A 19,198-nucleotide genomic window follows, 5' to 3' on the forward strand; every position below is an offset into this window, starting at 1 on the left:
GAGATTGCATCAATGTTTGAAGGACTCACACCAGAAATAATTGATAAGATTAAGGGCTTTTCGAATGTTCAGCCTTCAGGACTAATCAGTGCTTCCACGAATTTCAGTGAAGGGCGAATGGAGGAGAAAGGAGAGCTTGATCATTACATCGGGGCGGCCACAACGAATGAAGCACGAGATGGCTTCGCCCAGCTGGAGGTGTCAGCCTCTACATGGGCTGTATTCACGACCGTTGGCCCTTTTCCGAGTGCGCTTCAAGAGATCTGGGGACGCATTTATTCCGAATGGTTTCCGTCTTCGGAATATGAGCTAAGCGAAGGGCCTGAAATGCTCTGGAATGAGCAGAAAGATGTAGCATCGCAGCAATTTAAAAGCGAAATATGGATACCCATTAAAAAGAAATAAGCAGCGTTTATTGAAGAAACGGGACACGATAGTTCAATGACACACATTGATGAGCAGGTGCTACGTATCCTGCTCATTTTTATTAAGCTAACGGGCAGGATAGTTCAATCATTTCGCGAATACACTTCTAGTAAACGCACAAAGGGAGACTGACATGCCATACTTTGAAAGAGTGAAAAAACTATCAGTTTGGCTCATTTTGATAAGCATTTTGTTTTTTCTATTGACGATTATTTTCTATAACACAAGCAACTTCAAAGAACTCATTTACTACGATATCTACGACAAACCGCTAGAAAAACTTTTAACACTCGTTTCATTTCTGATTACTATATTCAGTTTAGTATTAGGCATTGCGTTGAGAATAGTAGCAATTGATGCTCAGGAAGACTTAAGTGTTTTAGAAAAACGAAAGTGAAAATTAATTACGTATCTGACCATTAAGCTAACGTGACACGATAGTAGAATCAAACAAGGAGCAGTTTGCCTCGGCAGCTGCTCCTTGTTTTCGTTAAGCTAATGGGCAGTTATCCGCAACATTGATGATATTCATAACGTCCATATACTTACAGTTAAGAACATAAGAAGTAAGAGGGAATGGGTACATGTTCTTGTCCTCAGACAATTACTGTAAGATGACAAGAATATAGTCCGATTGCCGTTTGGCAGATAATAATTATTTCTTATATCTTGGAATCCGAGAGAATAAAGTTACATTCCATTATTTTGAAATGTGATTTCCTCTTAATAGAATGATACTGAAGACGATTTAGACTTACTTTAATTGTACTCTTCTAAACGGGACATCTTTGTTAACTTAATCATTTCAGACAATTCATTCAAATCAGTGGGAAAAGCTGATTATGTATTTAAGCACGTGGCTGGAGAGGTGCTTTTGTTTGATCGAATTACTGTGTTGTTTGGCAATAACGGTAGCGAAAAATCCACTTTACTCAATGTAATTCCCATCAAGTTAGGAATCTCGGGGGCTGAAAGAATGACAAGCTATGGGCATGGTATTTATGCTCAGCGATTCCTTGATTTGAGTAGCTATCAGCTTGGGCATGATGAGCAAGAGAATGAAATCAGGCAACTTCCAGAAGGAAGCCAGTATATGAAATCAGAGGGTATTTTATATGAGATCAAGAAGATACAGCAATCTTCCGTGCTCGTGAGGGAATAATGTATGAGCAGATTAACAAAGGGATGAGCAAGGCTCAGGCAGCAATAGGAATCTTTTATGCGCCTGAATCATAAGCTCAAATATGTCGTCTATGAGAGGTTGTTGTTCATGTTTCCTTATCAATCGAGGAATTATCAAATACCAAATCCTTATTACCGATTCGTGCCCCAGGGGCAGTATTACAACCCTTATTCTGACACAGGATCGTTTTGGTGGAATTATCCCATAGAATCGAAAGGAAGCTACCGTTTTTCTCCGCCTCAGCAGCTTACCTTCGTACTTGTGCATGGCTCATGGGCGGATGCTCACTTTTGGGATGGCGTAGCCGCTGAATTGCGTAGTCAAGGGCACACAGTCTATACTCCAGAATATGCAGGACACGGAATAGATCCAAATAAAAATGTCACACATGCAATGATTACGAAATCAGTCGTTGATTATATAAAACAGTTGAACTTGCACGACATTGTTCTAGTTGGGCACAGCTTCGGTGGAACAGTCATCCAAAAAGTTGCGGAACAGGTACCCGATCGTATCAAGCGGATGGTCTTCTGGGATGCGTTCGTATTGAAAGACGGAGAATCGGTGGTTGACGAGTTTCCGCCCCAAACGAGACAAGGTTTTGAACAGCTCAGAACCATGTCGAAAGACGATACGATTATGCTTCCGTTTGAGCTGTTTAGGGCTTTGTTCGTAAATACTGCCTCCACTGAGGATGCCAAACTTTTCTATAAAAGTGTCTCTCCGGAACCGGCTAAACCACTTTTCGAGAAACTGGATCTTAAAGCATTCTACGCGCTACCAACCCCCAAAAGCTATGTATATTTCTACCAAGATAATGTATTGCCTCAAGGAGAGGGCTACGGTTGGAATCCCCACATGTCAACACGACTCGGTCTGTTCCGCCTGATCGTTGGAGATGGGGACCACTTTACGGATTCGCGCACAAGACCGGCTTATTTGGCGCTAAAGATTTACGAAGCAAGTCGGGATTAATCTGCTCAAGCGTATTGGGCCTTTTTTTTTTACCTGAGGAAACTTGTTCTTTGTAAGTTAATTATTATCGAATACCTGAAAAATAAAGCGTGAACTACTGTCGGGAGACAAGAACATTGTCCGAATCAAGTCCGCGTAAAATCGCGGGCTTTTTAGTTATCGGATCAAGTTCTTTTCATTTTCCGATGACGAGAACTTGATCCGATTGCCGACGGATGGCTCACCTTGTTCTCATCCTCTCTAATTGAATGGTTGCCGTTGAAGTAACGGGAATATAGTTAAATGATCTTGTATGGATTGTAACAAATAACCAACGAATAAAAGGTATCGATGATCGATGATCATCGAAGGGAGGATGTAGTTAGAAATATTGTAAGCATCAACGTGGTACATGTTCTTGTCTTTTAAGGGTGCATGTTCTTGTCCTCCGAAAAAAAGGCTGATTTCTTCTTGTTAAAGATCAGCCTTTTGTAATCTGAATAAAGAGAAGAGAGACACCAATAACGGCAATCGGTATAGATTCTTGTCATTTATCGGAACACATTCTCGTCATCATCTGTCCAATGACACTAAAGTGCCTACATTAGTAGTATCAGTAAAAGCCTGAAAAATCAGGCTTTTTTATTTTTATGTGGGCAAATTAATGTCACGCTAAAAACACTAATCTGCCTACATTATAGAATTTTGACATAAAGTTACCTACATTGTGGCGGTACTTTCGCTAAATGATTCTAACATCTTCGGTTCATTGATTTTTCAAACAGAGAAACAATAAAACCAATAAACCTAAGTCAAAACAAGACAGGGTCAGTGGATTGTTCAGTACGCGTATCAAAACAAAATCATTTTGGCAGATCACATAAGAAAAAAATAGATAATTCCAATTAAAATCCCTCTTTTAAGCCATATGATGAGCAGGCTAGTTCAGCTAACTGATTTATTTTGCATGGCCAAGACCGTGGCTGATGCAACCTTGAGTTAGTATGTAAAGGCCCGTCAAGGTGATTGCATGCCTTGACGGGCTTCAGATAATACCAGAACATAGCGATGTGAGGGAAATTATATCCCGTGTTCCTCGGTAGCCTATGATTCTGTTAATTTCACGAACGACACCCAAACTTACATTTCATACATGTTGTTACCTCTGTCGTAGGTCATTTCAAACTCGGGACAATTGGCGGCTTCGTAATTGCAGGACGGAAACCACTCCCTCCAAATGCGCTTCACAGTTCATATAAACCGCTTTGTCCAATGGGCTATGGGTCTGCAAAGTACAAGGACACCAATCATAATAGGAGAACTAGAGAGAAGTAAGTGATTGAAAATTGAATGGAGAAAGTAATAAAAATTAATAGCACAAGAGGTGAAAATTATTTTATTTAACGTTCGGTCTCACGATCTATCCCCATTTGCCATTCTCCTTGCCGGTCAGCATGTTATCGCTAAATAGAAAATTCCCGTCTTCTTTATCCTGAGCACTAGGATTCATGATCCAATCACCTTTCAACGTGTACAATGGACTGGATGTATAATCGTTATAATCTAAATTCAATCTCTTATCCGTATATAACCAACTAGGACTGTAACTTACCCCGACCTTCTTCAACTGACTATCGAGATCACTCCCACCTGCCGCAAAAGATGCAACAGGGAGAGATGTGAGTAACATTGCCGAAGCGGCAACAGTAGCTACTAATTTTTTTAGTTTCAAAATGATGTCACTCATAACGGGCAGGATAGCGAAACAAATATACGAATATCGTGTATTAATCTCTTAGATATAAAGATGAACATCAATTGAACGAAATGGAGACTAATTTGTGTTGATTAATTCAATATTTAAAGGAGAGTTTAGACAATGATGAGTGTAAACGAAGTAGATATGCGAAAAGCACGGAGATTAAAGAGAAGGGCTACTACAAAGGAACGAAATATTAGTTTCTGTTACGAAGAGAACGAAAATGCTCTCAGGAATATATTGGGGGAAGCATTATTTTACTTTCTAAATGACCATCGATATGAGCCACGTTTTAAACTGTGTTCTATAAGTAGAGATCAAGGTAAAACTTGGACGAATGAGAATATAAACGTAGCTGTTACCGACCCCAATATGTAGGTGGTGGCATTAACATTCTTAAGCCGAGCTAGTATTCCAGAGTTTGGATGTCCATAACTATTTTTATCAGAATGAATGCTTTCATATTCAATTTCCTTGAATGCAGTTTTTATAAATGAAAATTAGTATTCATAATAATATAAGATTTTCAATATCCTCTGAAATTCCATAACTAAAAGTAAATCTCGTCAACAATGTATAAGATAGAACAATCACTATATTAATATATCTAATTTACATCTTATACATTAGAATGAATATGTCCCCGAAAGGATAGGGAATGTGCGGTGTATATCCTATCGAGGTTAACCCGTATAAAGTTAGCGTGTACGGTAATCCAGTATAACAAAGGAGAGTCATAATGAAGGCTAAGAAAAAATTACTTTTAACTGTTGTTGCTTTACTTTTTGTTGGGAGCGCTCTCATGTCCGTCCCAGTTTCGGTAGAAGCGGCTGAATCGGCAAATGAAGACACGCAGATTTCCATTTTAGGTACGTCGGATATTCATGGACGCTTCATGCCGTGGGATTATGCGTTGGACGGTCCCAATCCAAGTGGGAGTTTAACGCAATTATTTACAATCATCAAGAAAGTTCGTGGAGAAAACCCAAATACGATTTTACTCGATGCAGGGGATATGATTCAGGATAATTCGGCGGAATTATTTAATGACCAACCCAAGTCTCCAATGATGGTAGCTATGAATGAAATGAATTATGATGCATGGGTGATGGGCAATCATGAGTTCAATTTTGGAATGGATGTGTTTAAGAAAATTACCTCTCAGTATAAAGGTCAAATGCTGGCAGGGAACATCTATAAGGACAATGGTGAAAGATTTATGCCTGCGTATACCATTATTGAAAAAGCAGGGATAAAGATTGGGGTTATTGGAATGGATACTCCCATGACGGCTGAATTTGAGAAAGGCTCTAATCATTTAGACGGGCTTGTATTCAAGAATCCTGTAGATGAAACGAAAAAAGCTATTAAGGAATTAGAAGGTAAAGTAGATGTAATGATTGGGCTTATGCATATGGGGCTGGAGAATGAGAATGGTGTCCCAGGTACTGGTGTAAAAGATATCGCCAATGCGAACCCTGAGTTGGCTGCTATTTTTGCAGGTCATATGCATAAGCTTGTTAAGGGGGATACGGTGAACGGGGTTTTAATTGTTGAACCGGATAAATACGGAACTCATATTTCTCGTATAGACCTTACATTCACGAAGCAAGGCGATAAAGTAGTCCTTAAGGATAAGCAAGCGGCTGCATTACCTGTTAAAGCCGAGGATGGAACAACTGCATTATCGGATCCGACATTGGAATCTACATTGCAGCCCTATCATGAGTTCGCAAGAGAAAATGCCAATATCGAAGTGGCACAACTTAAAGGGATGAACCTTGTACCTAAGAATGAGATTGAGGGCATCCCTACTGTACAAATTCAGGAAACTCCGTTATCAGACTTTTTTAACGATGTTATGCTGCATTACAGCAAAGCGGATGTAGTCTCCCATCAGATTGATAACGATAAGGCGCGGTTGGATGTAGGTCCCATCAAGAAAAAGGATATTGCCTATAACTATCAGTTCGCTCTCGGTGAAATTACAGTTTACCAAGTAACGGGTAAAGATCTGAAAGATTACATGGAATGGGCAGTAGGCTACTTTAACTCGACTCGACCAGGCGATGTAACAGTTAGTTTTGATAAGACACGCCGCGCTTCCAAGTACAGTACGAATGATTTTTTTGGTGGCGTTAAATATGAAATTGACTTAACGAAGCCTTATGGTAGCCGAATTACGAATTTACGAAAAATGGACGGAACCTCCATCAAGTTGGATGATGTTATCAAATTGGGTATGAATGCATACCGGATGGACGCTCTTAAAGCAAAAGGTGGAGCACTCGAAGGACGGAAATTCCAACAGCTCTGGTCTTCAAAGGATGTAAAAGCATTTGGTGAAATAGAAGGAACCATTCGTAATCGTGCAATTGCTTACCTGAAGGAAGAAAAAAATGGTGTATACGAGCCTAAAATTCAAGAAAATTGGAAAATCACAGGCGTTGATACTACTTCACCTGAACGTGCAGATGTGATTGAGCTTATTAACACAGGCGTATTGGAGATTCCTAAAACGGATGACGGTAAATACACCAATGTAGCATCAATTAACATTTTGGATACGATTACTCGAAAAGAGATTGATGAATTGTCTCAAAAAGCAAAGGTGAGTACAGACCTATCTGCAGCTACTATGACAAAAGGCGAGTTCTATCATAAGCTTAATGTGTCCATAAAGGCGGCAGCAAGTGTTCCACAAGAAGAAGTGAAACCAGAAGTGAAACCAGTAAAACCAACGGTGGTAACGGATGTTACGAATCAAGCAAAGGTAACAGCATACTTTTTGAATGTTCGTGCTGAAGCTTCTTCCAAGGCGAAGATCTATATGGCGGTGCCAAAGGGGACTGTTCTTGAAGTGCTAGGAACGAAGTATGGCTGGTTGAAGGTTTCTTATAAAGGGTCTATTGGATATGTGTATGATGAATATGTAGATATGTTAAAATAATTAGTACAAAAGGAGCCCAGTCTTGTGACTTGGCTCCTTTTGTACTAATGTCATAGGCAGAAGTTTATAATCTCAAAATAGACAAATATATAACCAATTATAAAGCATGTGGTATTCATTTAAAGGTAGCAGAATCAATAAACAACTTTGTTGAACAAAAACGAAAGCTAGTAGAATAACGCTCTGTGTCATTACAACATGCAGGATATCTAGGTATCATTGTATCATTGATTTTAATAGAGTTGATGATGGAGACCCCCAAGCAACCAACTATCAAGCATTCACTGGGCGGTTCAATTTGGACAAGAAGAAGTGGATATTATGCTACCTATGCATTTTGAAGAAGGTGATTTCTGTACTGTACAGGAGACATCTTCTTTAAATTCCATTGAGAAATAAAGAGACATTTGCAAATAAGCTAATGGGAAACGATGTTGAATAATACACATTGATGAGCAGGTGCTTCGGTATCCTGCTCTTTTTATTAAGCTAACGGGCAGGATAGTACCATAAAGAAGGAAAATAGGCTTGTTAACAATGGCGACTTCATTCTGATGGATGCTTCAATGACAGTAAAGTGATGACACAACCGAGCAGATCACATTCATATGTTGACAGGATATTCTTGATCATGTCTGGATGAAAAAGGAAAGCAATAAACTGATAAGGCTGCTGATTACTTCGGTGGCCTTTTGTGCATATTTATGAAGGTCGGATAGAGCTTTGTTTAATTAAATGAGCAAGGAATGTAGGCAATCCTATATCGTGGACGAGCTGACAAGTGATTACCTTCATTTTGTTTGTTTTCGATAATCTTGTGGAACTAAACCCAGTTGTTTTCGGAAAATAGATGTGAAGTAACTACCGCTTTGGAAACCACAAGCCAGTGCAATTTCGCTTATGGATCGTTTTGTTTCCTTCAGCATTTCACAACTTTTCTGAATTCGATATCTAGTTAGATACGTGTTAGGGGTTTGACCTACATACTTATTAAACAATGTGCAGCAGCGACTCCTGCAAACAGTTCCCACCGATGCTATATCTTCAAGCGTTATTTTTTGCTCATAGTGTTGATGGATGAAATTGGTCATCTTCTGAACATTTGTCCAAAATTGTATATCTTCAGATTGCCCTACCTTCGGTTGTAGGTAATCTCCGATTAAGGCACATAAAGATAAAGCTTGTGAAGCGAGGCGAAGCGGATTTGGGGAATTGCTATCGTGCATTTCATCATAGATTGCTTGAAGAGACAGCAATATGCTCTGTTGCCATGCAACTTGGTTTGTGAGCGACACAAAGTCGTCCGTTATTTGACTGAATTTTTCGTCCCAATAGGTTTGAAGTGGGGATACACCTTCGCCAAGAAGGGCGGGGTGAATGACAACAACAATGAATAAACAATCGATATGATCTTGTGAGGAACCAAAATGTAATCGGCGGCTATTCACGAAAATTCCATTCCCTTGTTCTATGCGAGTAATATGTCCGTTTACAGAAAAATCCATTGATCCTTTGAGAACATAAATGAACTCTACATCTGAATGCCAATGAGCTGCAGCAGCATAATTATTAAATTGATGCAAACTTCCTTTACGAACATAAAGAGGTAAATCAGGAAGATTATAATCCAAGCGTTCCGATAAATCCGAAAACACTTCTAAATTTTTAATCAAATGGAACACTCCTTTGATCTATATACGATTCTTATAATAATATAGTCAATTTTAATGGATTGGACAATAATTTTGTTCTATATTGATATCATTGAATTTAACAGGAAGGAGAGAGGGGAGAATAAGGTGAAAAATCGTATGCAACTAACAACTCCCATGAACCGTGATTTTAATCGGGAGCTTATGACTCTCGTTATTCCCATTGCATTGCAAAATCTGATCTCAGCTATGGTCATTTCAATAGATGTGGTCATGGTGGGCATGATTAGCCAAACTGCAATGTCGGCTGTATCGCTCGCAGGACAAATTACTTTTGCTTTGACCTTGTTTTACATGGGAATGGCAACAGGAGCGGGTGTTCTTACTGCGCAGTATTGGGGCAAGAAAGATCTAGAAACGATACAGCGCGTTCTCAGTATTGCCTGCACGTTCTCGCTATGTATCTCTGTATTATTTTTTTCTGTTACGTTTTTAGTTCCGGAGATGCTAATGCGATTTTTTACAAAAGATAACGAATTGATAGAGTATGGTTCAAGGTTTTTACAAATGGTTTCGTTCTCGTATATTGCAATGGGCCTTTCGCAGATGTATCTCACCGTAATCAGAAGCATGGAAAATGCACGACTGAGTGCTTCAATTAGCTCTATATGCTTAATTTTGAACATATTGTTCAATGCAATCTGCATCTTTTTTCTCTTTCCGACGATGCCTAAGCTCGCGGTTGCGTCTGTTGCCCTTTCAACGGTGTTAGCTCGTTTCATTGAACTTGCCTGCTGTATTGTACATTCCGTTACCAGAGGGTCGATTCGCTTCCGACTTCCTACAACTAAAGGTAGTCAGCGTAATCTGCTAAAGGATTTCTGGAAATACACCTTGCCTATCCAAGGCAATTATATTGTTTGGGGCATTGCTTTAACTGCGACAGCCGCAATTATCGGTCATGTAAGCTCTGACATGGTTGCAGCGAATTCCGTGGCATCCATGGTCAAGAACCTGGCTGTTGTACTATGTGGAGGCGTTGCCAGCGGCGGATCTGTATTAATTGGAAAATATCTGGGGCAGGGAGAGATTGAGAAAGCGAAACATGCGGGCAACAGGATGAGCCTTTACGCTTTGATTTTTGGATTTATTGCAGGATGCACGATTTTGGCGCTAAAACCACTGGTTTTCTCTATCGTGAGCTTGAACACTACTGCACAAAATTACTTGGATGGCATGCTGTATATCAGTGCTTTTTATTGTATTGCCAAGTCGATGAATGCCACGATAATTGCGGGTATATTTACTGCTGGCGGCGATTCTAAATTTGGGTTTTGGTGCGATACGGTTGTGATGTGGGGCATAATATTACCACTTGGCTACTTATGTGCTTTTGTTTACCAAGTACCTCCGATCGTGTTGTATCTCGTAATTAGCTTGGACGAGGTCGTTAAGCTTCCTGTTAGTTATATCAGATATCGTCAATACAAATGGTTGAACAATATTACAAGAAATTTTGAACAAGTTAGTTAAAGAAAATGGCTTGCACCAATTTCATATATATGAAAAATATAAGTCTTATCCAGAGGAGACTAATCCATGAATATTCAAGAGCGAATGAAGAACGGTCAATTGTTTACCGACCATGATTCTAATTACCCAGAGGAAGCTGCTGCTCTAGCTCGCGCACGCCAGCGAGGCAAGGCGCTGTGTTACGAAATCAATCGATTGCATCCCGATGATTTGGATGGACGGAAGTTTTTGATGAAACAGCTTTTTGAGAGCATGGGTGATCATGTATGGATGGAGCCTCCAATCCATATGTCTTACGGTTCGAATACTACGGTAGGCAATAATGTATACATCAACTTTAATTTAACGGTTGTCGATGACTATAAGGTTACAATCGGAAATGACGTGATGTTTGGCCCGAATGTAACGATCGCTGTGACCAACCATCCGGTGCACCCGGAGATGCGCAAAGAAGGCGGTATGTTTGCCTTGCCGGTCGTTATAGAAGATGGAGTTTGGATCGGTAGGTAGTGGCGCAACCATTTTACCGGGTGTTACAATCGGAAAGGGAAGCGTCATTGGGGGCGGCAGTGTGGTAACTAAAGATATTCCAGCCAATGTAATAGCAGTCGGGAATCCCTGCAAGGTCCTCCGAGAGATTACGGATCAAGACAAAACCTTTTACTACAAAAACATGCGTTTTGATCAGGTAGAATGGTGAGAATTGGAGATGAACATATGACGGAAGAAGAACGAATTTTTAAGGGGATTTTATTTAGTCCTGGCAATCCCGAGTTAAAGGCTATAAAGCTCCGTGCACATAACCTTAGCAGTCAATATAGTCGCACTTTTGAGGATCAGACAGAGGAACGCGAGGAGATACTTGAACAGCTGCTTGGCAAGTTGGGGGAACGTAGCTTCATTCAGGGGCCTATTTTTTTTCATTACGGGGTTCACACAGAAATCGGAAATCACTTCTTTGGCAACTACAATCTTACCGTTCAGGACGATGCAAAGGTTACCATTGGGAATAATGTCAGTTTTGGACCTAATGTAACGATTGTTACACCCATTCATCCGTTCATCGCCTCTGAACGTAGGCAATTGCTTGATCAAAATGGTGATCCTAAGTCGCTATGTTACGCCAAGCCTGTGACGATTGGAAACGATGTGTGGCTCTCAGCTAATGTAACGGTATGCGGCGGTGTTACCATTGGAGACGGATGCGTTATAGGAGCAGGTAGTGTGGTGACTCAAGATATCCCAGAAGGCTCCTTTGCTGCAGGTGTTCCATGCAGAGTAATTCGCAAGATCAGACAAGCGGACAGTATGCGATTTAAACCGGAAGTGTTGGCAGATTGCCGTGTGATTTCAGATTTAGAGTCATCCGTTAACGCAGAACAATAGTTCAATATCAAATGGACTGCCGCGAGGCAGCCCTTTGCTTGACTACCATTCTTTGGTAAAGTGTGAAACTATTATTTGGAATGTAAAATGTGAACAAGATAGAGAACTTATTATTGGGATCATGTCCTTGTCAACAGAGAAAGTTTATAGTGAACAAGTCAAAGTTGGAACAGGTACTAGAGAGGGTTGTGACGTAACAGCCTTTTGTTCAACAAACGGGGAGGATAACTCTCAGTAGCTCTAGACATATCCAATTTCTATTCAAGCAAGTTGTAGCATGAAAGTTTTTTTAAAGTGAAAGTCAAATTGCTTGAGGTACTAGTTTGTCTTATGTTAGGTTTTTTTACGGGAGTATGGCTGAGCGGTAATGGTATATGCCAAAAAAATGGATAACAAAAAAAGCTGATCATCAACAAGATCAGCTTTTTTTGTTATCCTAAGAGGGAATGGGCACATGTTCTTGTCATCCGACAAAGTGTAAGATGACAAGAAATAGTCCGATTAATGTCCGCGTAGATCGCGGTTTTTTTGTTTTATCGGAACAGATTCTTGTCATTAAGCATTGTCAAGAATCTGTTCCGATTGCCGTTTGGCTGATAATAATTATTTCTTTTATCTTGGAATCCGAGAGAATAAAGTTACATTTCATTATTTTGAAATGTGAATTCCTCCTAATAGAATGATACTGAAGACGATTTAGACTTACTTTAATTGTACTTATCTAACTTCTTCTAAACGGGACATCTTTGTTAACTTAATAATTTCAGACAATTCATTCAAATCAGTGGGAAAAGATGATTATGTATTTAAGCACGTGGCTGGAGAGGTGCTGGGATGTTGTTCAACTAACGGGAAACTATAGCTTAATAATATAACTCTAAAACGAGGCTGCCGCCATGGATCGGCAGCCTCGTTGCGCTAACGGGAGCATTACTATAATAAGGAATGAAATGACCGAAATTTGACTACTTAATCTAAGATTGAAGCCCAACAAACCCGAGATGTGGATTGCCAAGCTTTCTTCTTGGTTCAGGCTTAAATCGTTGTGAAAAGAATAGGCTGCTCATATTTGGGAAATATAATAAAAACAAAAAGGAGAGATTCCCTTGAAAAGAACTATAGCGGATTCCATTGTGGAATCCCTTCTGAACGCCGGTGTGAAGCGAATTTACGGCATTATCGGCGATTCGCTCAATGCCTTGCTCGATGCGATCCGTCGTTCCGGAAAAATAGAATGGATCCATGTCCGCCACGAAGAGGTTGCAGCGTTCGCGGCGGGCGCGGATGCCACCCTCAGCGGAGGAATCGCCGTATGTGCGGGTAGCAGCGGACCAGGTAATTTGCATCTCATTAACGGATTGTACGATTGCCATCGAAACCGGGTGCCAGTACTTGCGATTGCCGCTCATATTCCGAGCAGTGAAATCGGCAGCGGCTTTTTTCAAGAGACCCGTCCGGACATGTTGTTTCAGGAATGCAGCTTCTTTTGTGAAGTCGTAACCGGACCGAAGCAAATGCCTCGAGCGGTTACGATGGCGATGCAAACCGCGACGGCAAGGTCGGGAGTGTCTGTCTTAGTTATTCCGGGTGATGTAGCCGCTTTCGAATGCGACGAAAGCCCGGTTCCGGAACGCGTCATCCATTCCACCCGGCCGATTGTCTGCCCTTCTACAGACGAATTGAAGACGCTTGCCGACTACTTAAACAAAGGAAAGAGGATCACCTTGCTGTGCGGTGCCGGCTGCGCGGGAGCTCATGCTTCGCTCATGAAGCTGTGCGAGAAGCTGCAATCCCCGATGGTCATAGCGCTGCGAGGAAAAGAATATTTGGAATACGACAACCCGTATTCCGTCGGATTAACCGGCCTGATTGGATATTCTTCCGGCTACCACGCCATGATGGAATGCGATGTCCTACTCATGCTGGGTACCGATTTTCCATACCGGCAATTTTATCCGCAAGAAGCGACCATCCTTCAGGTTGATTTGGATTCCTCCCGACTAGGCCGGCGAACGACGCTCGCATACGGGGTGTGCGGAGACGTGAAGACGACGGTCGAAATGCTGTTACCCCTGTTAAAGGAACCGCACTCCCCTGACCATCTGCAGCACTTTGCCGCACATTATGCCAAAGTCCGCGAGGAAATGGACAATCTTGCATATCCCGGTCGAGCGCCTATTCATCCGCAATTTCTCATGAAGGTAATCAGCGATCTCGCAGATGAGGATGCCGTTTTGACTTGCGATGTTGGGACGCCGACAGTGTGGGCTGCCCGATACTTGAGCATGAATGGAAAAAGAAGGCTTATGGGCTCGTTTAACCACGGGACAATGGCGAACGCCATGCCTCAGGCGATTGGGGCGCAGGTTGCACAGCCGGGACGCCAGGTCGTATCGCTGTCGGGGGACGGGGGACTCACCATGTTGCTCGGAGATCTATTGACCCTTCGTCAGCATAAGCTCCCGATCAAGATCGTTGTCTTTAATAATGGTGCGCTTGGATTCGTGGAATTGGAAATGAAAGCAGCCGGCTTTTTAGAATTCGGAACGGAACTCGACAATCCAAACTTTGCGGTACTGGCTCAAGCCATGGGAATCGAAGGAATCCGGGTCGAGGATCCGAATGACTTGGAAAGCGCCGTTCGCCGAGCGTTCGAACACAGCGGTCCGGTAGTGCTGGACGTCGTCGTCAATCGTCAGGAGCTGGCTATGCCGCCGAAGATCAACTTCGAGCAGGCACGCGGATTTACGATGTGGATGCTGAAAGCCGTTTTGAACGGGCAAGGCAACGAAATCATCGAACTGGCGAAAACCAATCTCCTTCGGTAATAAATAGGAGAACTTTGAACTGGTGTCAGAAGTCAGAAATATTGCCCCATTTCCGAGGGAGAAGGAGGAAATATCAGCTTTTCTAAAGATTCCTACAACTGACTGCACACACTGCCTTGGTCGTAAGCTTAAAATATGACTAAGTAATCATCATTGTTGATTACTATCAAAATGAAGATCGCCTTTGCAACTATTTAAAACCCACTACTAACTATTGTCGGGTGACAAGAACATATATGCTTAAAAGTCGCGTAGTTGCGGCTTTTTTATTTTAACGATATATGTTCTTGTCAAAATCCAATGACAAGAACATATATCGTTTGCCGATTGAGGAAAAGAACATGTATTGTTTTACGTAAAAGAAGACGGTTTTCAATTAGAGTTAATTTCGCATTTTCACTTGAGTCAAAACTGAACTCATGGTAATAACTTCAGGGGGCAGGGAAACTATACCTTGAAAAAATGATGCAGACTAAGTAGTGTATGGAAAGGTGAAGTGAATATATGGATTACTTAAATAAAATTCCTGTGAAGGCATTTGCAATCTATTATTTATCAATTGTCCTTTGGGGTATTATGGGGGTTATTTCTTTTTCTAATAAAGCAGATTTTATAATTCTTATTAGTTTTGGTTTAATAACTTTCGTCCGGACACTAAAGTTTGGTGAAAATTTAGATCGAAGTACATCCATTTTAATTTGCTGTGCCTTGGGCTTATATGTTTCTACAATAACTCTCTAACTATTAGGATTGTGTCTCATGAATGAGTTTTTGGTATGGAAGCACCGCTGAAGGCAGCAGTGAAGTTACTCCAGTTAAATTTGCTGCACATTTAATTGTTAATACGGATCGAGAGTAATCAACTAGTATAGATAGTAATTGTTTTGAAGGATAAAGAGGAGATATCACGGATAACCGGACTATATTCTTGTCATCAGATGTGTAGTGACACACAATGCTCCCCTTAATGAAACCCTTATAATTTCGGGGTTTATCCACTCTTGCTAGGAGAATGACACAAAACTCCGCTCATGATTGACGGGATATAAGAGTGATAACTATTCAACATTCTTCGACAGCATTCATAACCATATATTTAACTAATGACACAAATTCACTCTCGTTACGATAAAGATAAGAGCGACCAGAAGCAAATGAGGGGGGATATGTGTCCATGAGGGAAGTATTGTGTCACCGACAAATGTCCAAGGACACTAATGTGCCTACATAAGCAGTATCTGTAAAAGCCTGATAAATCAGGCTTTTTTATTTTTATGTAGGCAAATTAATGTCACGCTAAAATGCACTAAACTGCCTACATTATAGAATTTTGACATAAATTTACCCACATTGTAGCGGTACCTCAGAAGTAGTTAGCCAAAACATAACTGCAATAAGTGGCTGGACTACAAAAGATTACATTAAAAATCCCGTATCAATTTTACTAAGTAATATTGATACGGGATTTTAGTTTTTATTTACACAGTAGCTTCTTCTATGTCTGCCTTCAATTCTTTAAACCATTTTAAGTTTACTAGGTGGTGAGAACGAGAATTTTCGTTCATGTGACGAAAATAATCAATTTTACCAGGTAACTCTTTTGTGTTAGCTAGGTATTCATCGAGAAGAGCAATTCTAGCTTCAGTTTGATCAATTTGTGATTGGATTAATTCTAATAATTTATTTTTATCAAATTCCTCTGCAAAGAGTAATGCCCCATAGAATTGTAAGTTTACATACTCGGATTTAGTCCCATATTTGGCCATTAATTTTTCGAATTCTTCCATTCCTAAAGACGTGATTTTAAAGGTGTGAATTTCACGACTATTGTTTGGACGTATTTGATGTGTTTGTTCAATCAAACCTTTTTCTTCAAGTTGTTGCAAATTGTAATAAAATGATCCTTTAGTGAAGTTAACGATATATTTATAATGTCGTTTTTCCATTAAACTTAATAGTTCGTATCCATGAGCGCCAGGGTTTTGAATAAGTAAGCCAAGGATAAGTAAGGGAATCAAAGTTGCATCACCTTCGCCATTTGTGCTTCAAATTCAGCGTATGTGATTTTACCTAGAGCCAAATTCATACTGTGAATATAAATTTGTTCAGTTTTCGAATAGTTATTGTTTATTTTTAGTGATTGATCTTCATCCGAAAGAGGCTCTAAGATATGACACTTTTTCGAAAATGCTTCGAAGTAGCGATAACCGAATTTTCGTTGGGAAACGGCGTTAAAATGAATACCATCCGGATTGGCAGTTAGACCTTCTGCCGATACAAAATAACAATTTTGCTGCTCATGAGCAAATCGACGTAATTGTTCGTTGATTTCTTGAAACTCTGAAGAGTACTTTCCGAAACCTGTTTTTCCTAGAAAATCACCAAGCTCACCAATGATTAATGGGACATTTTGAAGGTTTAATTCTTTTCGTAAAGTCTCAATGATTAGAGATAACTTTTCATAATACGTTTCATGTAGAGAATTATTGCTATCACTTTCACCTTGATGCCAAAGTATGCCACAAATTTCACTAGTTTCAAGGGCAAATCGAGCTTCAGACAAAGCATGTTGAAAAAGAGTACCTTGCGGATGCCAATCGTTCAAGGAACTGCCACCTTCTGCACAAGGAATCAAACCAATTTCTTCATCCGGGTTGGCTTTCGACCATGCTTCTGCAAAAGATGCTGTTAGACTTACACCAGCAACAGGGCGGTCATAATTAATCGGCTCTGTCATCATTTGCCACTGACCGTTGCGAAGCATTTTTATTTTTTCATTATAGATAGGGTCTACTTCATGCAAGAATCCACGACCTGCCATATTTGATTGCCCTAACATTAAAAAAGATTTTATCATTTAATTTCAACTCCTTTACTCAATGGTCTAATTAGACTTCAATATTATAGAGTCTAATTAGACTATCGTCAACTCGCTATATCTAGTAAATTTTTAATAACGAACTAATATAGAACTGTCATCGTTCTAATAACTATTGAAAGAAAATATTGAGTAGCACTAACAAGGTCAAATTTTTCTTATAGTTGAAGAAGGATTAATTTCCAAACAAGAAGGAAAGATTATTATTGAATATATATAGGGATGAGTGATTACTGCATCTCTATATCAGGAGGTTGTTAGGTATGTCGAGAGAATTATGGTTGAACCTGCCAGTGCGAGAACCAGAACGGGCAAAGGCGTTTTATACCCAGCTCGGTTTTCGGTTGAATGAGCAGTATGCGAGTCAAGACGGCTCGTTCAGCTTGATCGTCGGCGACAATCAGGTTGTTTTGATGCTCTTCCCGGAATCCGCGTTCCGCGGTTTTGCTGGTAATGCGGTTGCGGATCCGTGGCAGGGCACTGAAGTGTTATTCTCTCTGGGGGCGAACTCCAGGGATGAAGTTGATGAGTTCGCCTTGGGGAAAGAAAATGTTTATTACTTTGACCCATTTCAAGTAACCGATATGAGAGAGGTTACGGGGGGATTTTACGAATTAGATGTTTTAGCGAGTGTACATGAAGTTATTAATAACGAGGTAGATAAGAAAACAGAAAATTATCAAATCACATTCCGTCACAATTACGATTCAGGATTCGTTGTCACACATGTAAGTGAAAATAATATAAACCCCTAGATAGTTGAATAAGGAATTACTGGAGTCGGCCAACATATTAATAGTTGGTCTTTTTCTGTCGCATCCTGACGAAACTGTTCAGGCAATTATTATTCAACTAACTGGCAGGATAGCGTAACTTATTAGTTTCCATTGTGTTTTATATTATGTGAACTTTATTAATACTCAAGGGATAGTAGAGCAACATGTTTTTTAACGCTTTTTCATTTGAGAATTCATAAGGAGTGGTTATATGAAAGCAAGATTTTATCAAATTATTGGAATAATATTTGTGATTTTCTCTGGTTTATTGCATACTTTGGAACGATGTGCAAACTTTGTTGCTAGTGGACTATCCTCACAAGGATTGGCGGTTTTTAGTGGTAATGGAGGTCTGAGTAGTCCATGGATAGACCCCAAAGATAATGTTTTCGTTATCCCCTTTCTCGTAATTGGAATTGTTGCGTTCTTGTATGGACTCGTTAGAAATTTTATTAACCGAGGTCATTGAGCTAACGGGACACGATAGTTGAATAATACACATTGAAGAGCAGGTGCTTCGGTATCCTGTTCTTTTTATTAAGCTACCGGGCAGTTATCCGCAACATTGAGATATTCATAACGTCCATATACTTGCAGTTAAGAACATAAGAAGTAAGAGGGAATGGGAATGATGACTAAATCAGGGGGAATCGGCTAAGGGACCAAGTTCTTGTCCTCCGATGTAAGAGGACAAGAACATATACCTATTGGAACCCGCGCTAAGCGGGCTTTTTTAATTTTATGGGTACAAGTTCTTGTCCTTTGCTCGAGACAAGAACTTGTACCGTTAGCCAGGGAGTCAAGCCCGAGACGTTTACAAATTACAGGTGACAACAATAACATTTCATTAAATACCGCTTATTAGCGTTTTTT

16 protein-coding genes are annotated in these 19,198 nt (G+C 40.3%); 12 read left to right on the forward strand and 4 right to left on the reverse strand.

The window, feature by feature from the left end:
• From BW961_RS28205 to BW961_RS28220, 3 genes are all read left to right on the forward strand, one after another.
• Nucleotides 1-405, forward strand: a 405-nt coding sequence (locus BW961_RS28205; protein ID WP_139331788.1) for a GyrI-like domain-containing protein, incomplete at its 5' end; no start/stop codon positions are given.
• Nucleotides 406-1,300: 895 nt separating this feature from the next.
• Nucleotides 1,301-1,588 carry a hypothetical protein gene (locus BW961_RS28215; protein WP_244556083.1) on the forward strand — a complete coding sequence of 96 codons (288 nt, stop codon included), beginning with the start codon at nt 1,301-1,303 and terminating at the stop codon, nt 1,586-1,588.
• Between the two features lie 57 nt (nt 1,589-1,645).
• Nucleotides 1,646-2,584 carry an alpha/beta fold hydrolase gene (locus BW961_RS28220; RefSeq protein ID WP_244556084.1) on the forward strand — a complete coding sequence of 313 codons (939 nt, stop codon included), beginning with the start codon at nt 1,646-1,648 and terminating at the stop codon, nt 2,582-2,584.
• A gap of 1,399 nt (nt 2,585-3,983) precedes the next feature.
• On the opposite strand, the gene BW961_RS28225 is transcribed toward BW961_RS28220, so the two are convergent.
• A complete protein-coding gene (locus BW961_RS28225) occupies nt 3,984-4,295 on the reverse strand; it encodes a hypothetical protein (RefSeq protein WP_068587530.1) in 312 nt (103 codons plus the stop codon).
• A 147-nt stretch (nt 4,296-4,442) separates the two neighbouring features.
• Here BW961_RS28225 and BW961_RS28230 point away from each other — a divergent pair, with 147 nt between their 5' ends.
• Nucleotides 4,443-4,700, forward strand: coding sequence for a hypothetical protein (locus BW961_RS28230; protein WP_068587532.1), 258 nt, complete (start codon nt 4,443-4,445; stop codon nt 4,698-4,700).
• Between the two features lie 361 nt (nt 4,701-5,061).
• The gene (locus tag BW961_RS28235; protein WP_068587534.1) at nt 5,062-7,272 is read left to right on the forward strand and encodes a 5'-nucleotidase C-terminal domain-containing protein; all 2,211 of its coding nucleotides are present in this window, start codon (nt 5,062-5,064) and stop codon (nt 7,270-7,272) included.
• A gap of 791 nt (nt 7,273-8,063) precedes the next feature.
• Here BW961_RS28235 and BW961_RS28240 read toward each other — a convergent pair.
• Complete coding sequence (locus tag BW961_RS28240) at nt 8,064-8,945, reverse strand: AraC family transcriptional regulator (protein WP_244556085.1); 882 nt, start codon at nt 8,943-8,945, stop codon at nt 8,064-8,066.
• A 138-nt stretch (nt 8,946-9,083) separates the two neighbouring features.
• Between BW961_RS28240 and BW961_RS28245 the strand changes: the two genes are divergently transcribed.
• The 5 genes from BW961_RS28245 to poxB all read left to right on the forward strand — a co-directional run bounded on the left by BW961_RS28245 (nt 9,084) and on the right by poxB (nt 14,671).
• Complete coding sequence (locus tag BW961_RS28245) at nt 9,084-10,457, forward strand: MATE family efflux transporter (protein WP_244556086.1); 1,374 nt, start codon at nt 9,084-9,086, stop codon at nt 10,455-10,457.
• Between the two features lie 66 nt (nt 10,458-10,523).
• Nucleotides 10,524-10,967, forward strand: coding sequence for a maltose acetyltransferase domain-containing protein (locus BW961_RS28250; protein WP_244556087.1), 444 nt, complete (start codon nt 10,524-10,526; stop codon nt 10,965-10,967).
• Nucleotides 10,945-11,157, forward strand: coding sequence for an LbetaH domain-containing protein (locus BW961_RS31455; RefSeq protein WP_244556088.1), 213 nt, complete (start codon nt 10,945-10,947; stop codon nt 11,155-11,157). Before BW961_RS28250 ends, BW961_RS31455 begins: the two co-directional genes overlap by 23 nt.
• A 17-nt stretch (nt 11,158-11,174) precedes the next feature.
• Complete coding sequence (locus BW961_RS28255) at nt 11,175-11,843, forward strand: sugar O-acetyltransferase (RefSeq protein WP_068587536.1); 669 nt, start codon at nt 11,175-11,177, stop codon at nt 11,841-11,843.
• A gap of 1,106 nt (nt 11,844-12,949) precedes the next feature.
• Nucleotides 12,950-14,671: a ubiquinone-dependent pyruvate dehydrogenase gene (gene poxB, locus BW961_RS28260; RefSeq protein ID WP_068587538.1), complete on the forward strand. Its 1,722-nt coding sequence runs from the start codon at nt 12,950-12,952 to the stop codon at nt 14,669-14,671.
• 1,478 nt (nt 14,672-16,149) lie between these two features.
• Here the strand turns inward: poxB and BW961_RS28270 are convergent.
• Together BW961_RS28270 and BW961_RS28275 are read right to left on the reverse strand one after the other, a co-directional pair.
• A complete protein-coding gene (locus tag BW961_RS28270) occupies nt 16,150-16,689 on the reverse strand; it encodes a PadR family transcriptional regulator (protein ID WP_068587542.1) in 540 nt (179 codons plus the stop codon).
• Entirely contained in the window at nt 16,686-17,528 is an 843-nt protein-coding gene (locus BW961_RS28275; RefSeq protein WP_068587545.1) for a sialate O-acetylesterase, read from the reverse strand. The genes BW961_RS28270 and BW961_RS28275 overlap by 4 nt, the downstream gene beginning before the upstream one ends.
• A gap of 284 nt (nt 17,529-17,812) precedes the next feature.
• Here BW961_RS28275 and BW961_RS30980 point away from each other — a divergent pair, with 284 nt between their 5' ends.
• Together BW961_RS30980 and BW961_RS28285 are read left to right on the forward strand one after the other, a co-directional pair.
• On the forward strand, nt 17,813-18,304 hold the full coding sequence (locus tag BW961_RS30980) for a VOC family protein (RefSeq protein ID WP_211269769.1): 492 nt from the start codon (nt 17,813-17,815) through the stop codon (nt 18,302-18,304).
• Between the two features lie 232 nt (nt 18,305-18,536).
• Complete coding sequence (locus BW961_RS28285) at nt 18,537-18,794, forward strand: hypothetical protein (protein WP_068587547.1); 258 nt, start codon at nt 18,537-18,539, stop codon at nt 18,792-18,794.
• The last annotated feature ends 404 nt before the right edge of the window (nt 18,795-19,198 follow it).

Source organism: Paenibacillus macquariensis (assembly GCF_900156375.1).
Taxonomy (GTDB): domain Bacteria; phylum Bacillota; class Bacilli; order Paenibacillales; family Paenibacillaceae; genus Paenibacillus_AQ; species Paenibacillus_AQ macquariensis.

Bases quoted from the DNA above. Each gene is read 5' to 3' on its own strand.
- BW961_RS28220 (WP_244556084.1), top strand. From the start codon at position 1,646: ATGCGCCTGAATCATAAGCTCAAATATGTCGTCTATGAGAGGTTGTTG.
- BW961_RS28230 (WP_068587532.1), top strand. From the start codon at position 4,443: ATGATGAGTGTAAACGAAGTAGATATGCGAAAAGCACGGAGATTAAAG.
- BW961_RS28235 (WP_068587534.1), top strand. From the start codon at position 5,062: ATGAAGGCTAAGAAAAAATTACTTTTAACTGTTGTTGCTTTACTTTTT.
- BW961_RS28245 (WP_244556086.1), top strand. From the start codon at position 9,084: ATGCAACTAACAACTCCCATGAACCGTGATTTTAATCGGGAGCTTATG.
- BW961_RS28250 (WP_244556087.1), top strand. From the start codon at position 10,524: ATGAATATTCAAGAGCGAATGAAGAACGGTCAATTGTTTACCGACCAT.
- BW961_RS31455 (WP_244556088.1), top strand. From the start codon at position 10,945: ATGGAGTTTGGATCGGTAGGTAGTGGCGCAACCATTTTACCGGGTGTT.
- BW961_RS28255 (WP_068587536.1), top strand. From the start codon at position 11,175: ATGACGGAAGAAGAACGAATTTTTAAGGGGATTTTATTTAGTCCTGGC.
- BW961_RS28275 (WP_068587545.1), bottom strand. From the start codon at position 17,528: ATGATAAAATCTTTTTTAATGTTAGGGCAATCAAATATGGCAGGTCGT.
- BW961_RS30980 (WP_211269769.1), top strand. From the start codon at position 17,813: ATGTCGAGAGAATTATGGTTGAACCTGCCAGTGCGAGAACCAGAACGG.
- BW961_RS28285 (WP_068587547.1), top strand. From the start codon at position 18,537: ATGAAAGCAAGATTTTATCAAATTATTGGAATAATATTTGTGATTTTC.